Here is a 13,322-nt window from a genome sequence, read left to right as displayed (position 1 = left end):
CATGTGAATCATAAATATCAATTTCATCAAATTTTATTGAATTTTTCTATCAGATCCGTGCCGGGCAAGGTGCTCCGATGGGCGCGACCCATGCACGATCGCGACAAGTCGCAGGCAGGCAAAACGCTTGGGGCGGCAGAAGGCGCAACTGAGCCGCCAGCCGGGCAGGTGGCAGCCCTGAGGCAGGTTCGTTGCAGACCTGCCGCTGCGCCTGTGCGCAGGGCCCGTTCCTAGGCCTCGTCCTTCCACAGTGCATCGAGGTCGGTGAAGCCCCATTTCGCAGGGTCTTCCCGGCTGACGATCTTCTCCGTGCACCCAGGCCGGGCCAAGTCAACGGTCTCCGGTGCCATCCGCATGCCGCTGGCCGTGGAATAGAACACCTTGACCTGCGGACAGGTCAGGGACTGGCGGCCAGGGTCGATGACCACCCCCAGCCTGCCCGTGGTCAGCCGCACCAGGGAGCCCACCGGATAGATGCCTATGCTTTTGACGAAGGCCTGGAAAACGGTCTTGTCGAAGTGGCCGGCACTCCATTCGGCCATCTTGTGCACCGCCTCCGCAGGATCCCAGCCGCGCTTGTAGGGGCGGTCCGAGGTGATGGCGTCGTAGACATCGCAGACCGCGCCCATCTTCGCGAACAGGCTGATGTCCTCGCCGCGCAGCCTGTGGGGGTAGCCCGTGCCATCCACCTTCTCGTGGTGGTGAAGGCAGACGTCCAGCACGACCGGGTCATCGACGCCACCGGCCTTGAGCAACTCCAGGCCTCGCGCCGGATGCTCACGGACCTCGGCAAACTCCCTGTCGGTCAGGCGCCCCGGCTTGTTCAGGATGGGGGCGGGGATCGCCATCTTTCCGATATCGTGCAGCAGGCCCGCATAGCCCGCCTCGCGCACCTGCTGCGGTGGCAGGTCGAGTTGGCGTGCCAGCACGATCATCAGGGCGCAGACCGCCACCGAGTGCATGTAGGTGTAGTCGTCGCTGGTCTTGAGCCTGGCGATGCTGATCATGGCGCTGGGATTGCGGATGATCGAATCGGACACCTCGGCGACCACGGAGCGGGCCTCGTCCTGGTTGATCTCCCTGCCCATGCGCACCTCGCGGAACATGGCGGTGATCGCCTGCCTGGACTGGTGGCAGATGTGGGCGGCCCGCTTCACCTCCTCCTCGAAGGCAACGGGCCGCAGCTCGCACTCCAGCTCGGCCAGTTGAGAGATCTCGGACAGTTGGGCGTCGATCACGGTGTCCACCTGCTCGCGGGTGAAAGACGGCCCGCCTTGCGCAACATCCAGGCCCTTGGCGGTATCGATCCACACTTCCTGAATGGGGGACTGCAGGATCCTCGCCAGGTCGGCAGGGTCTTCCAGCTTGAAGCGGCTGCGCCAGAACGGGTGTTCCATCCAGCTGCCGCAGAGGCTTTCCAGAAACATGCCCAGCCGCAACTGGCGCACGCTGATGCGCTTGATCATGAACTCGGACCCCGCAACGGTTCACTTGGATGCACCATCTTGCCGCCTTTTGCCTGCTTCTGTACGAATCCAGGTCAGAAGGCCGCCCATTCCTCATCCTTGACCTGCGGCTGCGCACGGACAGGCGACAGGCGTTGCGGCCTGGAGGGCTGCGCTTGCCTGGGGGCCATGGCCTGGGCGGTCGCGGCGCGCGGCCCGCCAGGCTGGCTTGCGCCGTGCTCGGGATGCATCTTGAAGGTGGAGACGATCTGCGCCAGGGCGGCGGCCTGCTGCTCCAGGCTGCCTGCAGCGGCCGAGCTTTGCTCGACCAGCGCCGCGTTTTGCTGCGTCATCTGGTCCAGCTGGCTCACCGCCTCGCCGACCTGACGGATGCCCACCGCCTGCTCGGCCGATGCGCTGGAGATCTCGCTGATCATGGTGTCCACGCTGCGCACCTGCTCCACGATGCGGCCCATCTGCTCGCCGGCCCGGGTCGCCACCTCGGTGCCCTGCTCGACCTTTTGCAGGTTGGCGCCGATCAGCTCCTTGATCTCCTTGGCCGCCGTGCCCGAGCGCTGGGCCAGCGCGCGCACCTCGCTGGCGACCACCGCGAAGCCCCGGCCCTGCTCGCCGGCCCGCGCGGCCTCCACGGCCGCGTTGAGCGCCAGGATATTGGTCTGGAAGGCAATGGCGTCGATGACGTTCGTGATCTCGGCAATCTTGCGCGAGGCCTCCGAGATGTCCTGCATGGTATGCACCACCAGGGCCACGGACTTGCCCCCCTCGACAGCGGAGGCCGAGGCGGCCGAGGCCACCTTGTTGGCCTGCTGTGCCGTGTCTGCATTCGTGCGCACCGTGGCCGTGAGTTCCTCCATCGAGGCAGCCGTTTCCTCAAGGTTGCTGGCCTGCTGCTCGGTGCGCTGGCTCAGGTCCAGGCTGCCAGAGGCGATCTCGCTCGATCCCGTGGCAATGGAGTCGCTGCTCTGGCGTACACGGCCCATGATTTCACGCAGCTTGTCGTTCATGCTGCTCATGGCGGAGAGCAACTGGGCTGGCTCGTCCCTGCCCTGCACCACGATGTTGGCCGTGAGGTCGCCGTGCGCCACGGTGTCCACCACCGAGACCGCCATGCGCAGGGGCTCGGTGATCGAGCGCGTGATCGCCCAGGCCAGCACGGTGCCCAAGACCACTGCCAGGGCGGCCAGGCCGCCGAGCAGGTACAGCGCCAGGTGGTAGTCCTTCTCGGCCTGCTCGGTGGCCTTGCGCCCGCCTTCCTGGTTCAGCGCGATGTCCTGGCCCACGATGTCCATGAACTCGGTGAAGACCTGGGTCGCAGATCCCGTGGCTTGGCCACGCGCCTGGGCCGACTGCTCCGGCCCGGCCTTGGACAGCTCCAGCACCTTCCTATCCTCCAGTACGACGGCGGCCCAAATTACGCGCATCTTGTCGTACAGCTTCTTTTCCTCTGGGGAGGAAATGAGCTTTTCGTAGGTGGAGAACTCCGACTCAAGGGCTTTCTCGGCCTTCGCCAGTGCCTCCTCCTGAGCCTGCTTGCCCAGTACAGACTCCTCAATCACATGGCGAAGGGTGGCGCGGCGGGCTTCATTGGCCGTGGCCCGGATCGAGGCCAGCACATTGGTGGAAGGCAGCCAGTTGGTGCCCAGGTCGTTGGCATTGAACTGGACCCGGGCGATCTGCAGGGAGCCGATGGCCGCCACCGTGCTCAGCAGCAGCAGGAGCAGGGTGAAGGCAACGATGAGCCGTGTGCGGATGGACAGAAGGCGGAGGAACATGGTGGGGGGCTCCTGGGATGCGGTTGGTAATTTTTGATCAATATGATTTATTTGATAATTTACCAAGCTTGCGCCCATCTTGAGCGATTGAATTTATCAATTTTGTTCCACTGGGCCATTGCTCCGGGATGCGCTGCGCCCGAGCCATCACGCAGTCCTCTACCTCTCTGGATGAGCCGTCACCACAGTCCAGCAGCGCTTGGCGACGCGTTCCGGCTGGCCGCGCGGCGAGGCACCAGCCCCACCAGAAATGTAACAACCGGTTGTGCTGCTCTTTGCTCTCTGTTAAATTTCTATCAAATTCATCAAATAAATTTGATTGGAGTGATAAAGATGCCGCATGCACTGAAGACCGACACCACCAAGCAATGGCTCTCCTTCCGCGTGGACGATGAGGAGTTCGGCATCGATCTGCTGCAAGTGCAGGAGATCCGGTCCTACGAGTCGCCCATGCGCATTGCCAACGGCCCTGCCTACTTCAACGGCGTGCTGGAACTGCGCGGAGACGTCATTCCCGTCATCGATCTGCGGCTCAGGCTGGGCCTTGCGCCCAAGCCGTACGACGCCTGCACCGTGACCATCATGTTGCGCCTGCCCGGCGGAGTGACGGGCATGGTGGTGGAGGGGGTCACCGACGTGGTGACGCTCATGCCGCAGGACCTGCGCGCCGTGCCCGCCATGGGCGGGGGCCTGGTCAATGACTGCCTGCTGGCCATGGGCGTGCTCAATGAGCGCTCGCTGCTGCTGATCGATGCCGACAAGCTCCTGGCGACGGCCACGGCAGCCCTGCCGGACTGCGCTGCGAACTGAGCAATTTGCTCCGGCACGTCCCGCTCTCCCGCTCGTACACCGCAAATTTTCATATCGCCCGCAGACCTGGAGGCGGAGAAAGGCGCTCTCACCTCAGCACACGCCGACGTCAAGGCCTGGCTGACCGAGCTCCAGGCACAGCAGCTGGTGCAGGCCGTGTCGATCTTCCAGCTGGGAGGCCATGCGGCGCAGCTTTCCTCAACCCCACCGCTCCCGCAACCGACGGTGCGGGCGCGCAAGCCGGCACCCGCGACAGCGGCGCTCCCCGTACGCCAGGCTGCCCGCGCCGTGCAGCCCGTGCAGACCGTGCACAAGCAAGCGCAGGAGCGGGACGACTGGGTGTCGTTCTGATCAACCTCCCCCTTGCGTGCGGCCCTGGCGCTCGTCGGACCGCATCGCGGCACACCGGGATACGGGGCCACGGCCATGCAGGGGCTGCCAGGGGACGCAAGGCCCAAGTCCCAGGGCCCGCGCAAGTTCTGATATTTTCAACGCTGTTCCTGCGCAGGCAGCCCCCGGCTTTCGACACCCCCATTTCATGATTTCAAACCTCATTCCGTTGAACCCACAGCAACTGGACGCCGCCATCGTTGATCTCGACGGCACCATGGTCAACACCCTGGGCGACTTCGCCGAAGCCCTCAACCGCATGCTGGCGGACCTGCAACTGCCGGCCATCGCCCCGCAGGCCATCGAGAACATGGTGGGCAAGGGCTCGGAGCACCTGATCCGATCGGTGCTGGCCCATGTGGGCGCGGCCGATGTGGATGCCATCTACGGCCAGGCCTGGCAGCGCTACGAGCACCACTACCTGCAGCTCAACGGCCAGTTCGCCGAGGTCTATCCGGGCGTGCTCGAAGGCCTGCAGGCCCTGCGCGCGCGCGGCCTGCGGCTGGCCTGCCTGACCAACAAGCCGCTGTCCTTCGCACAGCCGCTGCTGGCACAAAAAGGCCTGGCGCCGCTGTTCGAGCAGGTCTTCGGCGGGGACTCCTTCGAGCGCAAGAAGCCCGACCCGCTGCCCCTGCTCAAGACCTGCGAGGCCCTGGGCACCTCCCCCGCGCGCACGCTGATGCTGGGCGACTCCAGCAACGACGCCCAGGCCGCGCGCGCCGCGGGCTGCCCCGTGGTGCTGGTCAGCTACGGCTACAACCACGGCCAGCCCGTGCGCCAGGTCGATGCCGATGGCTTTGTCGATGCGCTGACCGAACTGGCCTGATTTGCACAGTTCCAGGTTTTTTGGAAAAAGAATGGGATTTGGCGATGGTTAACGCACTTTGACGGTGCGATTTATGTTTTTGCTAGAGTCGTCTGCTTTGCCATCCTGGCCGCGATCCGGCCACAGACAAGGAGGAAGCACGCCACATGCACGGACTGCACCTGACCGCCGATCTCTACCAATGCCAGGGCGACGCGCGCCACATGCTCGACGCCGATGCCATTGCCGCCCTGTGCCGCGCACAGACCGCGCAGGCCGGCCTGACCCTGGTGGAGGACCGCTGGGTCAAGTTCCCGGACTACCAGGGCCAGCCCGGCGGCGTCACCGGCACCGTGCTGCTGGCCGAATCGCATCTGGCCATACACACCTGGCCCGAGACCGGCTGCGTCACCGTCGATGTCTACGTCTGCAATTTCTCCGCCGACAACTCGGGCAAGGCCCGCGCGCTGATGGAGGGCGTGATCGCCGCCTACGCGCCGGGCCGCGTCGTGCGCCAGCAACTCATGCGCGGCGACATCGGCCCCGGCGCCAAGGACGAGGCGGCGGCCGATGAGGGCGATTGGGCGCTGGAGGCGCTCACGCCCCATGCGCGCTTTGGCTGGCGCGCCACGCGGCGCGAAACCGTGCAGACGCCCCATCAGGAGCTGGAGCTGCTGCATACGCCGCAGTTCGGCAAGGTGCTGCGCCTGGACGGGCGCTTCATGACCTCCGAAGGCGAGGAATTCTTCTACCACGAGGCCCTGGTCCACCCCGCTGCCCTGGCCCACCCGGCGCCGCGTAAGGCGCTGATCCTGGGCGGTGGTGATGGCGGCGCGGCCGAGGAGCTGCTCAAGCACCCGTCCATGGAGCAGGTGGTGGTGGCCGAGCTGGACGAGGCCGTGGTCCAGGCTGCGCGCACGCACCTGCAGCAGGTGCACCGGGGCGTGTTCGATGACCCGCGCCTGCAGCTGCGCATAGGCGACGGCATGGCCATGGTGGAGCGCACCGAAGAACGCTTCGACCTCGCGCTCATGGACCTCACCGACCCCGACACGCCTGCCAGCGCGCTGTACTCCGACCAGGCCCTGGCGCGCATGAAGCGCGTGCTGGCGCCGGGCGGCGCCCTGGTGCTGCACCTGGGCAGTCCCGTCTTCCATGGCGAGCAGGTGGCGCGGCTGGTGGCCAGCCTGCGCGAGCGCTTTGCCATCGTGCGCTGCTACGGCCTCTACATCCCCCTGTACGGCGCCTACTGGGGCCTGGCCGTGGCCTCCGACACGCTGGATGCGGCGGCGCTGCCCCCCGCCCAGCTGCGCCAGCGCCTGGCCGAGCGCCGCCTGCCCGACCTGCGCTACTACAACGCCGAAGTGCACCCCGCACTGTTCGCGCTGCCCAACTATTACCGCGACCTGGTGCAGCCCGCGCCCCTGGCGGCGCTGCCCCCGCGCGCGGTCCGCGTCGCCTGAGCCCAGCCCGTTCGGGCAACGGGCCGCGCCCGGCCCGCCCTGGCCGGGCTGCGGTGGCAACTGCGCGCCCGGCAGGGCAAATTTGACACAGTGCTGCAATCTGGTGGCAAGTCTGCTGTAATGAAAAACGGCGGGAAGGCCCGTGCGCCCGCCATTTTTCCGGCTTCCTGGTAAGTATTCCGGGATATTGCGTGCTTGCAAAAACCATATCAACAGATAAAGCGCCAGACGCCCTGTATCAAAATGACTGCTTCCCTTTCAAAAACAAGAATATCCGCGTCCAAATACCATGATGATTCCTTGCTGCGGCTTTGGAATTGGGCTTTGTTGGCGGGACTGATATTGAGCTTTCCCCTGAGCTTTGTATTGCCGCAAAGCCTGAGCTGGGAAAATGGATTCCTGGAGAATATCCAGGCCGTGACCCTGCTGCTGGGCATGGTGGCGGCCCTGGTTGCGGCGCGGCGGCAAAAGGGCTCCTTTGCAGCGCCACTGTGGTGGATCGCCTCCCTGTTCTGGCTGGCCTTTCTGGGGCGTGAACTGGCCTGGGGCGCGGCTTTCCTGCCCAGCCTGGAGGCTGGCAAGTGGGGGCCGGTGATCAGCTCCCAGGTGCTGTGGTACCGGCCCGCCGTCAAATGGGTGGTGGGTGCCATGCTGCTGCTGTGCTGCTATTGGTTTGTGCGCCACGGTGTCTGGAACAAGGTCATCAAGCGCCTGGTGCGCGAGAACGCGCTGCCGATATTCAGCCTGGCGATATTTGTCGCGGCCATGGTGATATCCACCAATGCGGAAGGTCATGGCTTCATTGTCCTGCAGCAATGGTTTGATTATCAGGTGATCGTGCTGGAGGAACTGGTGGAGACCTTTGGCTATATGGCACTGTGGCTGGCACAGTGGGCGCTGGTCAGGTATGTTGCTGGCTGGCAGGAAGATATTTGAGCCAATATTGATCAAACCGGCCGCCTGCATATTCCCGGTGTAATGGGGCAGATTCAGGGGCCGGTAAGTCGCCAGTAAGACGCAATCGGGGAGCATGGCCGTTTTCCCCGCAGGTTTGCCGCTCTCGCGGCGGACCGACGGAGCCTGAAACGACAGAACGTGCCATCGCAATGCAAGCCTCCATCTACCAGGACGTGATAGGTATCCAGGCGGCGGGCCAGGCGTATTCCCTGGGTTCGCGCTTCCAAGAATGCAGCCAGCACCGTGCAGTGCGGCTGGAGACGATCTTCGAGCTGGTCATCCTCAAGTTCCGCGAGGACCTGCTGCAGGCGCTGGCCGAGGAGCCCCCAGGCCCCGCACGCCACCTGCGCGCCTATATCCGCTGCGTCTGCGAGCATGCCCTGTCCCGCCAGCGCGGCCAGAAGACGGCCGCACAGTTGCTGACCCGCGCAAGATTCCAGAACATATGGTTTGATTTCGTGGACGCGGCCTGCGCCGACGATCTGGTGTCCGAGGACATTGCCCTGCAATGCCGCGCCATGGTCGAGGACCTGTGGGTCATCCATGTGCTGGTCGAGCCCATGGCGCCGCAGCGCATCACCGGGATCAGGGAGCATTTGCTGTCCCTGTGCGGCAACGACGGAAACCATGAATCGCATCGCATTAATTGAGGACCATGCCAGGCTGGCTACGCTGGTCAGCCGCTCGCTGGCCAACTCCGGCATAGAGACCGACGTCTTCCACCAGATCTCCACGGCCTGGCTGGCCCTGCAGGACATCGACTACGGCGTCATCGTCATCGACCGCGGCCTGCCCGATGGCGACGGCCTGCAACTGGTGCAGCGCCTGCGCGCCGCAGGCCGCTCCACCCCCTGCCTGATGCTCACGGCCCGTGACGCGCTCAGCGACCGCGTGGGCGGCCTGGAGGCCGGTGCCGACGACTACCTGACCAAGCCCTTTCCCATGGAAGAACTGATCGCCCGCGTGCGCGCCCTGCTGCGCCGCCCGGCTCTGGTGCAGGAGCTGGCGCCGCAGCTGGGCGACATCAGCATCAGCCCGCAGCAGGCCTGCATGCACTGCGCGGGCTCGGCCATCGCGCTGCCGCCGGCGGAGCTGCAGATCATGCTCAGCCTGGTGCGCAAGGCCGGCGCCACGGTGCGCCGCTCCACGCTGGAGGCGGCGGCCTGGGGCATGAGCAGCGTGGTCACGCCCAACGCCCTCGATGTGGCCCTGCACCGGCTGCGCCGCAAGCTGGCCGCGGCCGGCTCGTGCATGGAAATCGTCAACATCCGGGGTCAGGGCTATGCGCTTCGCGAACCTTTGCTGGCCCGGTAGCCTGCGCTCGCGGCTGCTGGCCGTCTATGGGTTGAGCATGGTGTTCAGCGCGCTGCTGGTCGGCGCGCTGGTGATCCTCGTCGCCAAGCCTTTCGACAGCTATGCGCTGCAGCGCGGCATGGGGCATGCGGCCGAAAAGCTGGCCGAGTGGGTGAGCTTCGATGCCAAGGGCGTGCCCCAGGGTTTCAGCGAGCGTGAACTCAAGGCCTGGATGCTGACCAGCCTGGGCGAGGAAATGCAGCTGCGCATCACCGACGCCCGCGGCCGCGTGGTCTTCGCCCCCAACGGCGAAATGCAGCCGCTGACGCAGACCGGCCAGGGCTTCGACCCCGAGCTCAAGGCCTTTGCCTACGAGCGCGGCGGCGTGGTCATGCGCGCGGGCACGGCCACGCTGGTCCACGACGGCACGACGTGGCACGTGCAGATAGCCGTCAGCGACCGCATGGTGGACTGGCTGCGCGAATCGGTGGGCCTGCCCGCGCTGTGGCGGGGCATGGTGGCCATCGGCGTGGTCTTCCTGGTCGTGTTCCTGTTCTCCACGCACCGCACGCTGCAGCGCATGCTCAGGCCGCTGGGCGTGGCCGCGCAGGATGCGCAGCGCATCACCCCGCAGACGCTGGGCACGCGCCTGCAGCCCAAGGACCTGCCGCGCGAGTTCGCGCCCCTGGTCGAGGCCTTCAACCATGTGCTGGACCGGCTGCAGGCCGGCTTCAGGAACCAGCAGGAATTCCTGTCCATGGCCGCGCATGAGCTCAAGACGCCGCTGGCCCTGATGCGCGTGCAGATCGAACTGGAGCCCGAGGACCGCCGCAGCCCCGAGCTGCTCAAGGACGTGGACCACATGGCGCGCCAGGTCCAGCAGCTGCTGCACCTGGCCGAGGTCTGCGAACACCAGCGCTACCGCATGGAAGACATTGCGCCGGCCGACATCATTGGCGAGGTCTGCGACTTCATGGCCCGCGCCTCCGAAAAATGCGGCGTGCACATCCACTGCGAGGTCAAGGACGGCTCGCCTGCCTGGCGTGCCGACCGGGGCGCGCTCTTCGTGCTGCTCAAGAACCTGATCGAGAACGCCGTGCAGCACAGCCCGCAGGGCGCCACCGTCACCGTGAAGGCCTGCGGCCTGGGCTTTTCGGTGCTGGACCAGGGCCGTGGCGTGCCGCCCGAGGACCTGCCGCGCATCTTCGAGCGCTTTTGGCGCAGCAGCGAGCGGCGCGACCTGGGCGCAGGCCTGGGCCTGCCCATCTGCCTGGAGATTGCGCGCGCCCACGGCTGGACGCTCACGGCCCTGCCCGGTGCCACGGGGCTGGAGATCCAGGCGCGCTTTGCCGGGCCGGTGCAGGAGCCCGCGCAGCCGTTCAACCGCCCAGCAATGCCTTCTTGAGCTGGTCGTCGGCCGGGTGCGGGCCCAGCCAGATGCCCAGCAGCGCCTGGAAGAACTCGGGCTCCTGGAAGGGCGCGCCCTGGGCCTGGCCCTTGACGAAGACCTGGGCACCCTGGCCCGGCACCCAGTCCACCGAGAAGTTCTCGCCCGGCAGCAGCTTCTTGTGCTGCGTGAAGATGTCGCTCATGCGCAGCACGCCGGGCACCAGGCGCGAGAAGCGCGCGCGCTCCATGTTGTCCTCGATGCCGCGCGCGAACAGCTTGCCCAGCTCGGCCGAATCGATCTCGCGCAGCATGGTCACGCTCACGCGCTTGGGGCCGGGCAGGGCCGCGATTTCCTGCAGGCTGGCGGCCGGCTTTTCCAGGTACAGGCCCGCCGTGTAGACCTTGAAGATGGCCTTGTAGCGAATGCCCGCGCCATTGAGCTGCAGCGTCTGGCCGCCCACCCCGGCCTGGGCGGGATAGGCCACGCCCGCGACGGTGCGCGGCGGCTCCTGGGCAGTGGCGGCCAGCGGCATCGCCAGCGCCATGGCCAGGGCGGCTGTCTTCATCCAGCGGGGCAAGGCGGTCATGGTGTCTCCTGCGGGGGGCGGGCTGTGGCCCGGTTGCGGTTTGTTACGTCCGGGCGAGATGTTGTGGGGATTGGAGAGGGGTGGCAACAGGGTTTTCGCGGGCCGGTGGATGGCGCTGCTTTGGCGGCGTTTCCGCGCTGGTTCTCTTTGTAAGCCCCTGTCGGGGCGTTTCTTTTCGAGGCCGGGTTTCGGCCCGGCGGCCGACCTCCTTTTCTTTGATTCGTCAAAGAAAAGGAGGCAAAAGAAAGACGACCCGAATGTCCGCGACCCCTTCGCTGCGCTGCGGGGCAACCTGCGCCGTGGCGGTTGCGGGGTTCGCCGTGAAACTCACTTCGCGCTGCGCGCTACGTTCAAACAATCACGGCGAGTCAGATGACGAAGCAGTCCTGTCCTTCGGCAGGGCTGCAACCCCGCAACCGCCACGGCGCAGGCGCTGACATACGGGGAGTTTGCCCGGGCCTTCGCTGCGCTCGGCCGGGTGGGCGAGAAGCCTTGGGCGTTTCAGCCCAGGACGTTCTTCAGCAGCGTCTTTTCCTGCTCCGTGAGGGCGGCGATGCATTCGTCGCCGAGGGCCTGCAGCAGCCGGGTGCTGTCGGCGTTGGCGATGTCCAGGCCCAGGCGCTTTTGCTGGGCTGCGGGCTGCGTGAAGTTCAGGCGCAGGTAGCTGCTGGTGCCCAGTTCCTGGCGGGCCGCCTTGACGGCCTGGACCTCCTGGGCGGCCATGACCAGGTCCAGCAGGGGCTTGACCAGGGTCAGCCCGCGCCGGGGCATGGCCACGGGGTCCTGGCCCTGCTGGGGGTTGGCGGTGCCTATGCTGATCATCACGATGTCGGCGGCCGGCCCCCAGAGCTGGCGGGCGGCCTGCAGGGCCAGCAGGTCGGGCGCGTTGGCGGCGAGTCCGCCGTCCACGAAGACATGGCCTGCTGCGGCGTGCGCGGGAAAGTAGGTGGGGGCGGCCGATGAGGCCAGCATGGCGTCCATCAGCGTCAGGCCCAGCCGGTCCCTGTCGGGCAGGGCGCCGCTGGCCAGCACGTGCAGCTGCGATGAATTCCAGTTCACGGCGGGCAGCAGCAGCGGCACCTGCAGTTGCCCCAGGGCGGACTGCTCCGCTTGCGGCATGGCCTCCTTGATCGCTGCGCGCAGCGGGGCGCTGTCATAGAGCGCCTTGCCCATGGCCTGGCGCAGGCCGGGCAGCCATTTGGAGGGAAAGATGGCGGGGCCATGGTCCAGCAGCAGTTGCTTGATGCGCGCGGGCTGGCAGCCGCTGGCCAGGGCGGTGGCGATGATGGCGCCGATGGAGGTGCCGGCGAACAGGTCCACTTTCTCCAGCAGGTCGCCGTTGCCGAATTCGCGGTGGATGCGCTCCAGGACATGGGCGCTGAAGAGGCCGCGATAGCCGCCGCCCGACAGGCTCAGGACGACCCGGCGCCGGCGCAGGCCCTGGCGCACCGCGCTGGACAGGGGCGGTACGTCGAAGTCCATCACAGCGCGTGCACGGCAACGCCCCGGGCGGCGGCCTGCGTCAGGTAGAGGTTGGCGGGTTCGGTGTAGCAGACCTTGAGCAGGTCGGCCGTGGCGATGAGCAGCCGCAGGTCCTGCGCCAGGGGCGCCGTGCCCCGCGGGCCCTGGCTGTCCAGCGGCGCGAAGTTGCGCCATTCGATGAAGCGCTCCAGCACCTTGTTGTCCACGCTGGTCAGCATGGAGGCGCCTTCGGCGCGCAGGTTGGCATACAGCGCATCGAGCAGGGAGAACCATTCGTTGCGGTCACGCAGGTCGTGGAATGCCTCGGCCACGGCCGCCTTGGCGATGGCCATGGACAGGTCGCTGACGATGCAGTCCAGAGGCCGGATGGTGGAGAACCACTCCAGGGTCGCGGGCTCCTGGTTCGCCATCCACAGCAGGCAGCGGGGGCCCAGCAGGTAGCGGCTCATGGCGCGCGCCGGGCGGGTACGTCGATATCGCCGCGCGCCCCGGACATCTGCGCAGCGGACAGATCCACGGCCTGGCGCGGCAGCGGCAGGGACCGGCAGATGTCGGCCACCGTGCGGGGGGCGCGCTCGTTGGCGGACAGGGCCACCATGTGCTCCTCGCTGACGATCACGTAGCGCTTGCGGCCCTGGGAGATGAGGGCCACCCCGTCGTGGTCGGCCTGTTTGAGCACCGCGCCGTACTGCGCCTTGAAGACCGAGATCGGCATGGGCGTGGTGTTGCGCGGCATGGCCGAGCCGACCTGGTGGCTCAGGTCCCGCAGGGCGCGGTTCAGCGGGTCGCGTTCGCCCTCGGGCAAGGCAGCGTCGGTGCGGGCAGAGAAATGGGACGGCATGGTCGACCTTTCTGGTCAGGTTGTGCTGCCATTGTTGGTCAGGCTGACCAGGGTGTCAATTGTGGCC

The 13,322-nt window shown here is 66.6% G+C and carries 13 protein-coding genes; 7 read left to right on the top strand and 6 right to left on the bottom strand.

Going from position 1 to position 13,322, the window contains the following annotated elements; all coding sequences use genetic code 11:
• Positions 1-230: 230 nt before the first annotated feature.
• Both DELCS14_RS28665 and DELCS14_RS28660 read right to left on the bottom strand, forming a co-directional pair.
• A complete protein-coding gene (locus DELCS14_RS28665; protein ID WP_013804699.1) occupies positions 231-1,466 on the bottom strand; it encodes an HD-GYP domain-containing protein in 1,236 nt (411 codons plus the stop codon).
• Between the two features lie 74 nt (positions 1,467-1,540).
• Positions 1,541-3,238 (bottom strand): methyl-accepting chemotaxis protein, encoded by a 1,698-nt coding sequence (locus DELCS14_RS28660; protein ID WP_013804698.1) that lies wholly within the window; start codon positions 3,236-3,238, stop codon positions 1,541-1,543.
• 333 nt (positions 3,239-3,571) lie between these two features.
• Here DELCS14_RS28660 and DELCS14_RS28655 point away from each other — a divergent pair, with 333 nt between their 5' ends.
• The 7 genes from DELCS14_RS28655 to DELCS14_RS28620 all read left to right on the top strand — a co-directional run bounded on the left by DELCS14_RS28655 (position 3,572) and on the right by DELCS14_RS28620 (position 10,361).
• Positions 3,572-4,048: a chemotaxis protein CheW gene (locus DELCS14_RS28655; RefSeq protein WP_013804697.1), complete on the top strand. Its 477-nt coding sequence runs from the start codon at positions 3,572-3,574 to the stop codon at positions 4,046-4,048.
• Positions 4,049-4,586: 538 nt separating this feature from the next.
• A complete protein-coding gene (locus tag DELCS14_RS28645; RefSeq protein WP_013804696.1) occupies positions 4,587-5,264 on the top strand; it encodes a phosphoglycolate phosphatase in 678 nt (225 codons plus the stop codon).
• A gap of 146 nt (positions 5,265-5,410) precedes the next feature.
• Positions 5,411-6,706, top strand: coding sequence for a polyamine aminopropyltransferase (speE, locus tag DELCS14_RS28640; RefSeq protein ID WP_013804695.1), 1,296 nt, complete (start codon positions 5,411-5,413; stop codon positions 6,704-6,706).
• Between the two features lie 243 nt (positions 6,707-6,949).
• Entirely contained in the window at positions 6,950-7,642 is a 693-nt protein-coding gene (locus DELCS14_RS28635) for a hypothetical protein (protein ID WP_013804694.1), read from the top strand.
• Between the two features lie 170 nt (positions 7,643-7,812).
• On the top strand, positions 7,813-8,313 hold the full coding sequence (locus DELCS14_RS28630) for a hypothetical protein (RefSeq protein WP_013804693.1): 501 nt from the start codon (positions 7,813-7,815) through the stop codon (positions 8,311-8,313).
• A complete protein-coding gene (locus tag DELCS14_RS28625) occupies positions 8,291-8,977 on the top strand; it encodes a response regulator transcription factor (RefSeq protein ID WP_013804692.1) in 687 nt (228 codons plus the stop codon). Before DELCS14_RS28630 ends, DELCS14_RS28625 begins: the two co-directional genes overlap by 23 nt.
• A complete protein-coding gene (locus DELCS14_RS28620) occupies positions 8,946-10,361 on the top strand; it encodes an ATP-binding protein (RefSeq protein WP_013804691.1) in 1,416 nt (471 codons plus the stop codon). Before DELCS14_RS28625 ends, DELCS14_RS28620 begins: the two co-directional genes overlap by 32 nt.
• On the opposite strand, the gene DELCS14_RS28615 is transcribed toward DELCS14_RS28620, so the two are convergent.
• The 4 genes from DELCS14_RS28615 to DELCS14_RS28600 all read right to left on the bottom strand — a co-directional run bounded on the left by DELCS14_RS28615 (position 10,336) and on the right by DELCS14_RS28600 (position 13,255).
• A complete protein-coding gene (locus DELCS14_RS28615; protein ID WP_013804690.1) occupies positions 10,336-10,932 on the bottom strand; it encodes a chalcone isomerase family protein in 597 nt (198 codons plus the stop codon). The genes DELCS14_RS28620 and DELCS14_RS28615 overlap by 26 nt on opposite strands.
• Positions 10,933-11,433: 501 nt before the next feature.
• Positions 11,434-12,414: a CBASS cGAMP-activated phospholipase gene (locus DELCS14_RS28610; protein ID WP_013804689.1), complete on the bottom strand. Its 981-nt coding sequence runs from the start codon at positions 12,412-12,414 to the stop codon at positions 11,434-11,436.
• Complete coding sequence (locus tag DELCS14_RS28605) at positions 12,414-12,863, bottom strand: hypothetical protein (RefSeq protein WP_012202682.1); 450 nt, start codon at positions 12,861-12,863, stop codon at positions 12,414-12,416. The genes DELCS14_RS28610 and DELCS14_RS28605 overlap by 1 nt, the downstream gene beginning before the upstream one ends.
• A complete protein-coding gene (locus DELCS14_RS28600; protein ID WP_013804688.1) occupies positions 12,860-13,255 on the bottom strand; it encodes a hypothetical protein in 396 nt (131 codons plus the stop codon). Before DELCS14_RS28600 ends, DELCS14_RS28605 begins: the two co-directional genes overlap by 4 nt.
• Positions 13,256-13,322: the final 67 nt, after the last annotated feature.

The sequence above is a fragment of the Delftia sp. Cs1-4 genome (genome assembly GCF_000214395.1).
GTDB classification, from domain to species: domain Bacteria; phylum Pseudomonadota; class Gammaproteobacteria; order Burkholderiales; family Burkholderiaceae_C; genus Comamonas; species Comamonas acidovorans.
This window is presented reverse-complemented; position numbering and strand designations above follow the sequence as displayed.

Excerpts from the sequence above, each read along its gene's own strand:
- DELCS14_RS28665 (WP_013804699.1), bottom strand. The coding sequence starts at position 1,466 with ATGATCAAGCGCATCAGCGTGCGCCAGTTGCGGCTGGGCATGTTTCTG.
- DELCS14_RS28660 (WP_013804698.1), bottom strand. The coding sequence starts at position 3,238 with ATGTTCCTCCGCCTTCTGTCCATCCGCACACGGCTCATCGTTGCCTTC.
- DELCS14_RS28655 (WP_013804697.1), top strand. The coding sequence starts at position 3,572 with ATGCCGCATGCACTGAAGACCGACACCACCAAGCAATGGCTCTCCTTC.
- DELCS14_RS28645 (WP_013804696.1), top strand. The coding sequence starts at position 4,587 with ATGATTTCAAACCTCATTCCGTTGAACCCACAGCAACTGGACGCCGCC.
- speE (WP_013804695.1), top strand. The coding sequence starts at position 5,411 with ATGCACGGACTGCACCTGACCGCCGATCTCTACCAATGCCAGGGCGAC.
- DELCS14_RS28635 (WP_013804694.1), top strand. The coding sequence starts at position 6,950 with ATGACTGCTTCCCTTTCAAAAACAAGAATATCCGCGTCCAAATACCAT.
- DELCS14_RS28630 (WP_013804693.1), top strand. The coding sequence starts at position 7,813 with ATGCAAGCCTCCATCTACCAGGACGTGATAGGTATCCAGGCGGCGGGC.
- DELCS14_RS28625 (WP_013804692.1), top strand. The coding sequence starts at position 8,291 with ATGAATCGCATCGCATTAATTGAGGACCATGCCAGGCTGGCTACGCTG.
- DELCS14_RS28620 (WP_013804691.1), top strand. The coding sequence starts at position 8,946 with ATGCGCTTCGCGAACCTTTGCTGGCCCGGTAGCCTGCGCTCGCGGCTG.
- DELCS14_RS28615 (WP_013804690.1), bottom strand. The coding sequence starts at position 10,932 with ATGACCGCCTTGCCCCGCTGGATGAAGACAGCCGCCCTGGCCATGGCG.
- DELCS14_RS28610 (WP_013804689.1), bottom strand. The coding sequence starts at position 12,414 with ATGGACTTCGACGTACCGCCCCTGTCCAGCGCGGTGCGCCAGGGCCTG.
- DELCS14_RS28605 (WP_012202682.1), bottom strand. The coding sequence starts at position 12,863 with ATGAGCCGCTACCTGCTGGGCCCCCGCTGCCTGCTGTGGATGGCGAAC.
- DELCS14_RS28600 (WP_013804688.1), bottom strand. The coding sequence starts at position 13,255 with ATGCCGTCCCATTTCTCTGCCCGCACCGACGCTGCCTTGCCCGAGGGC.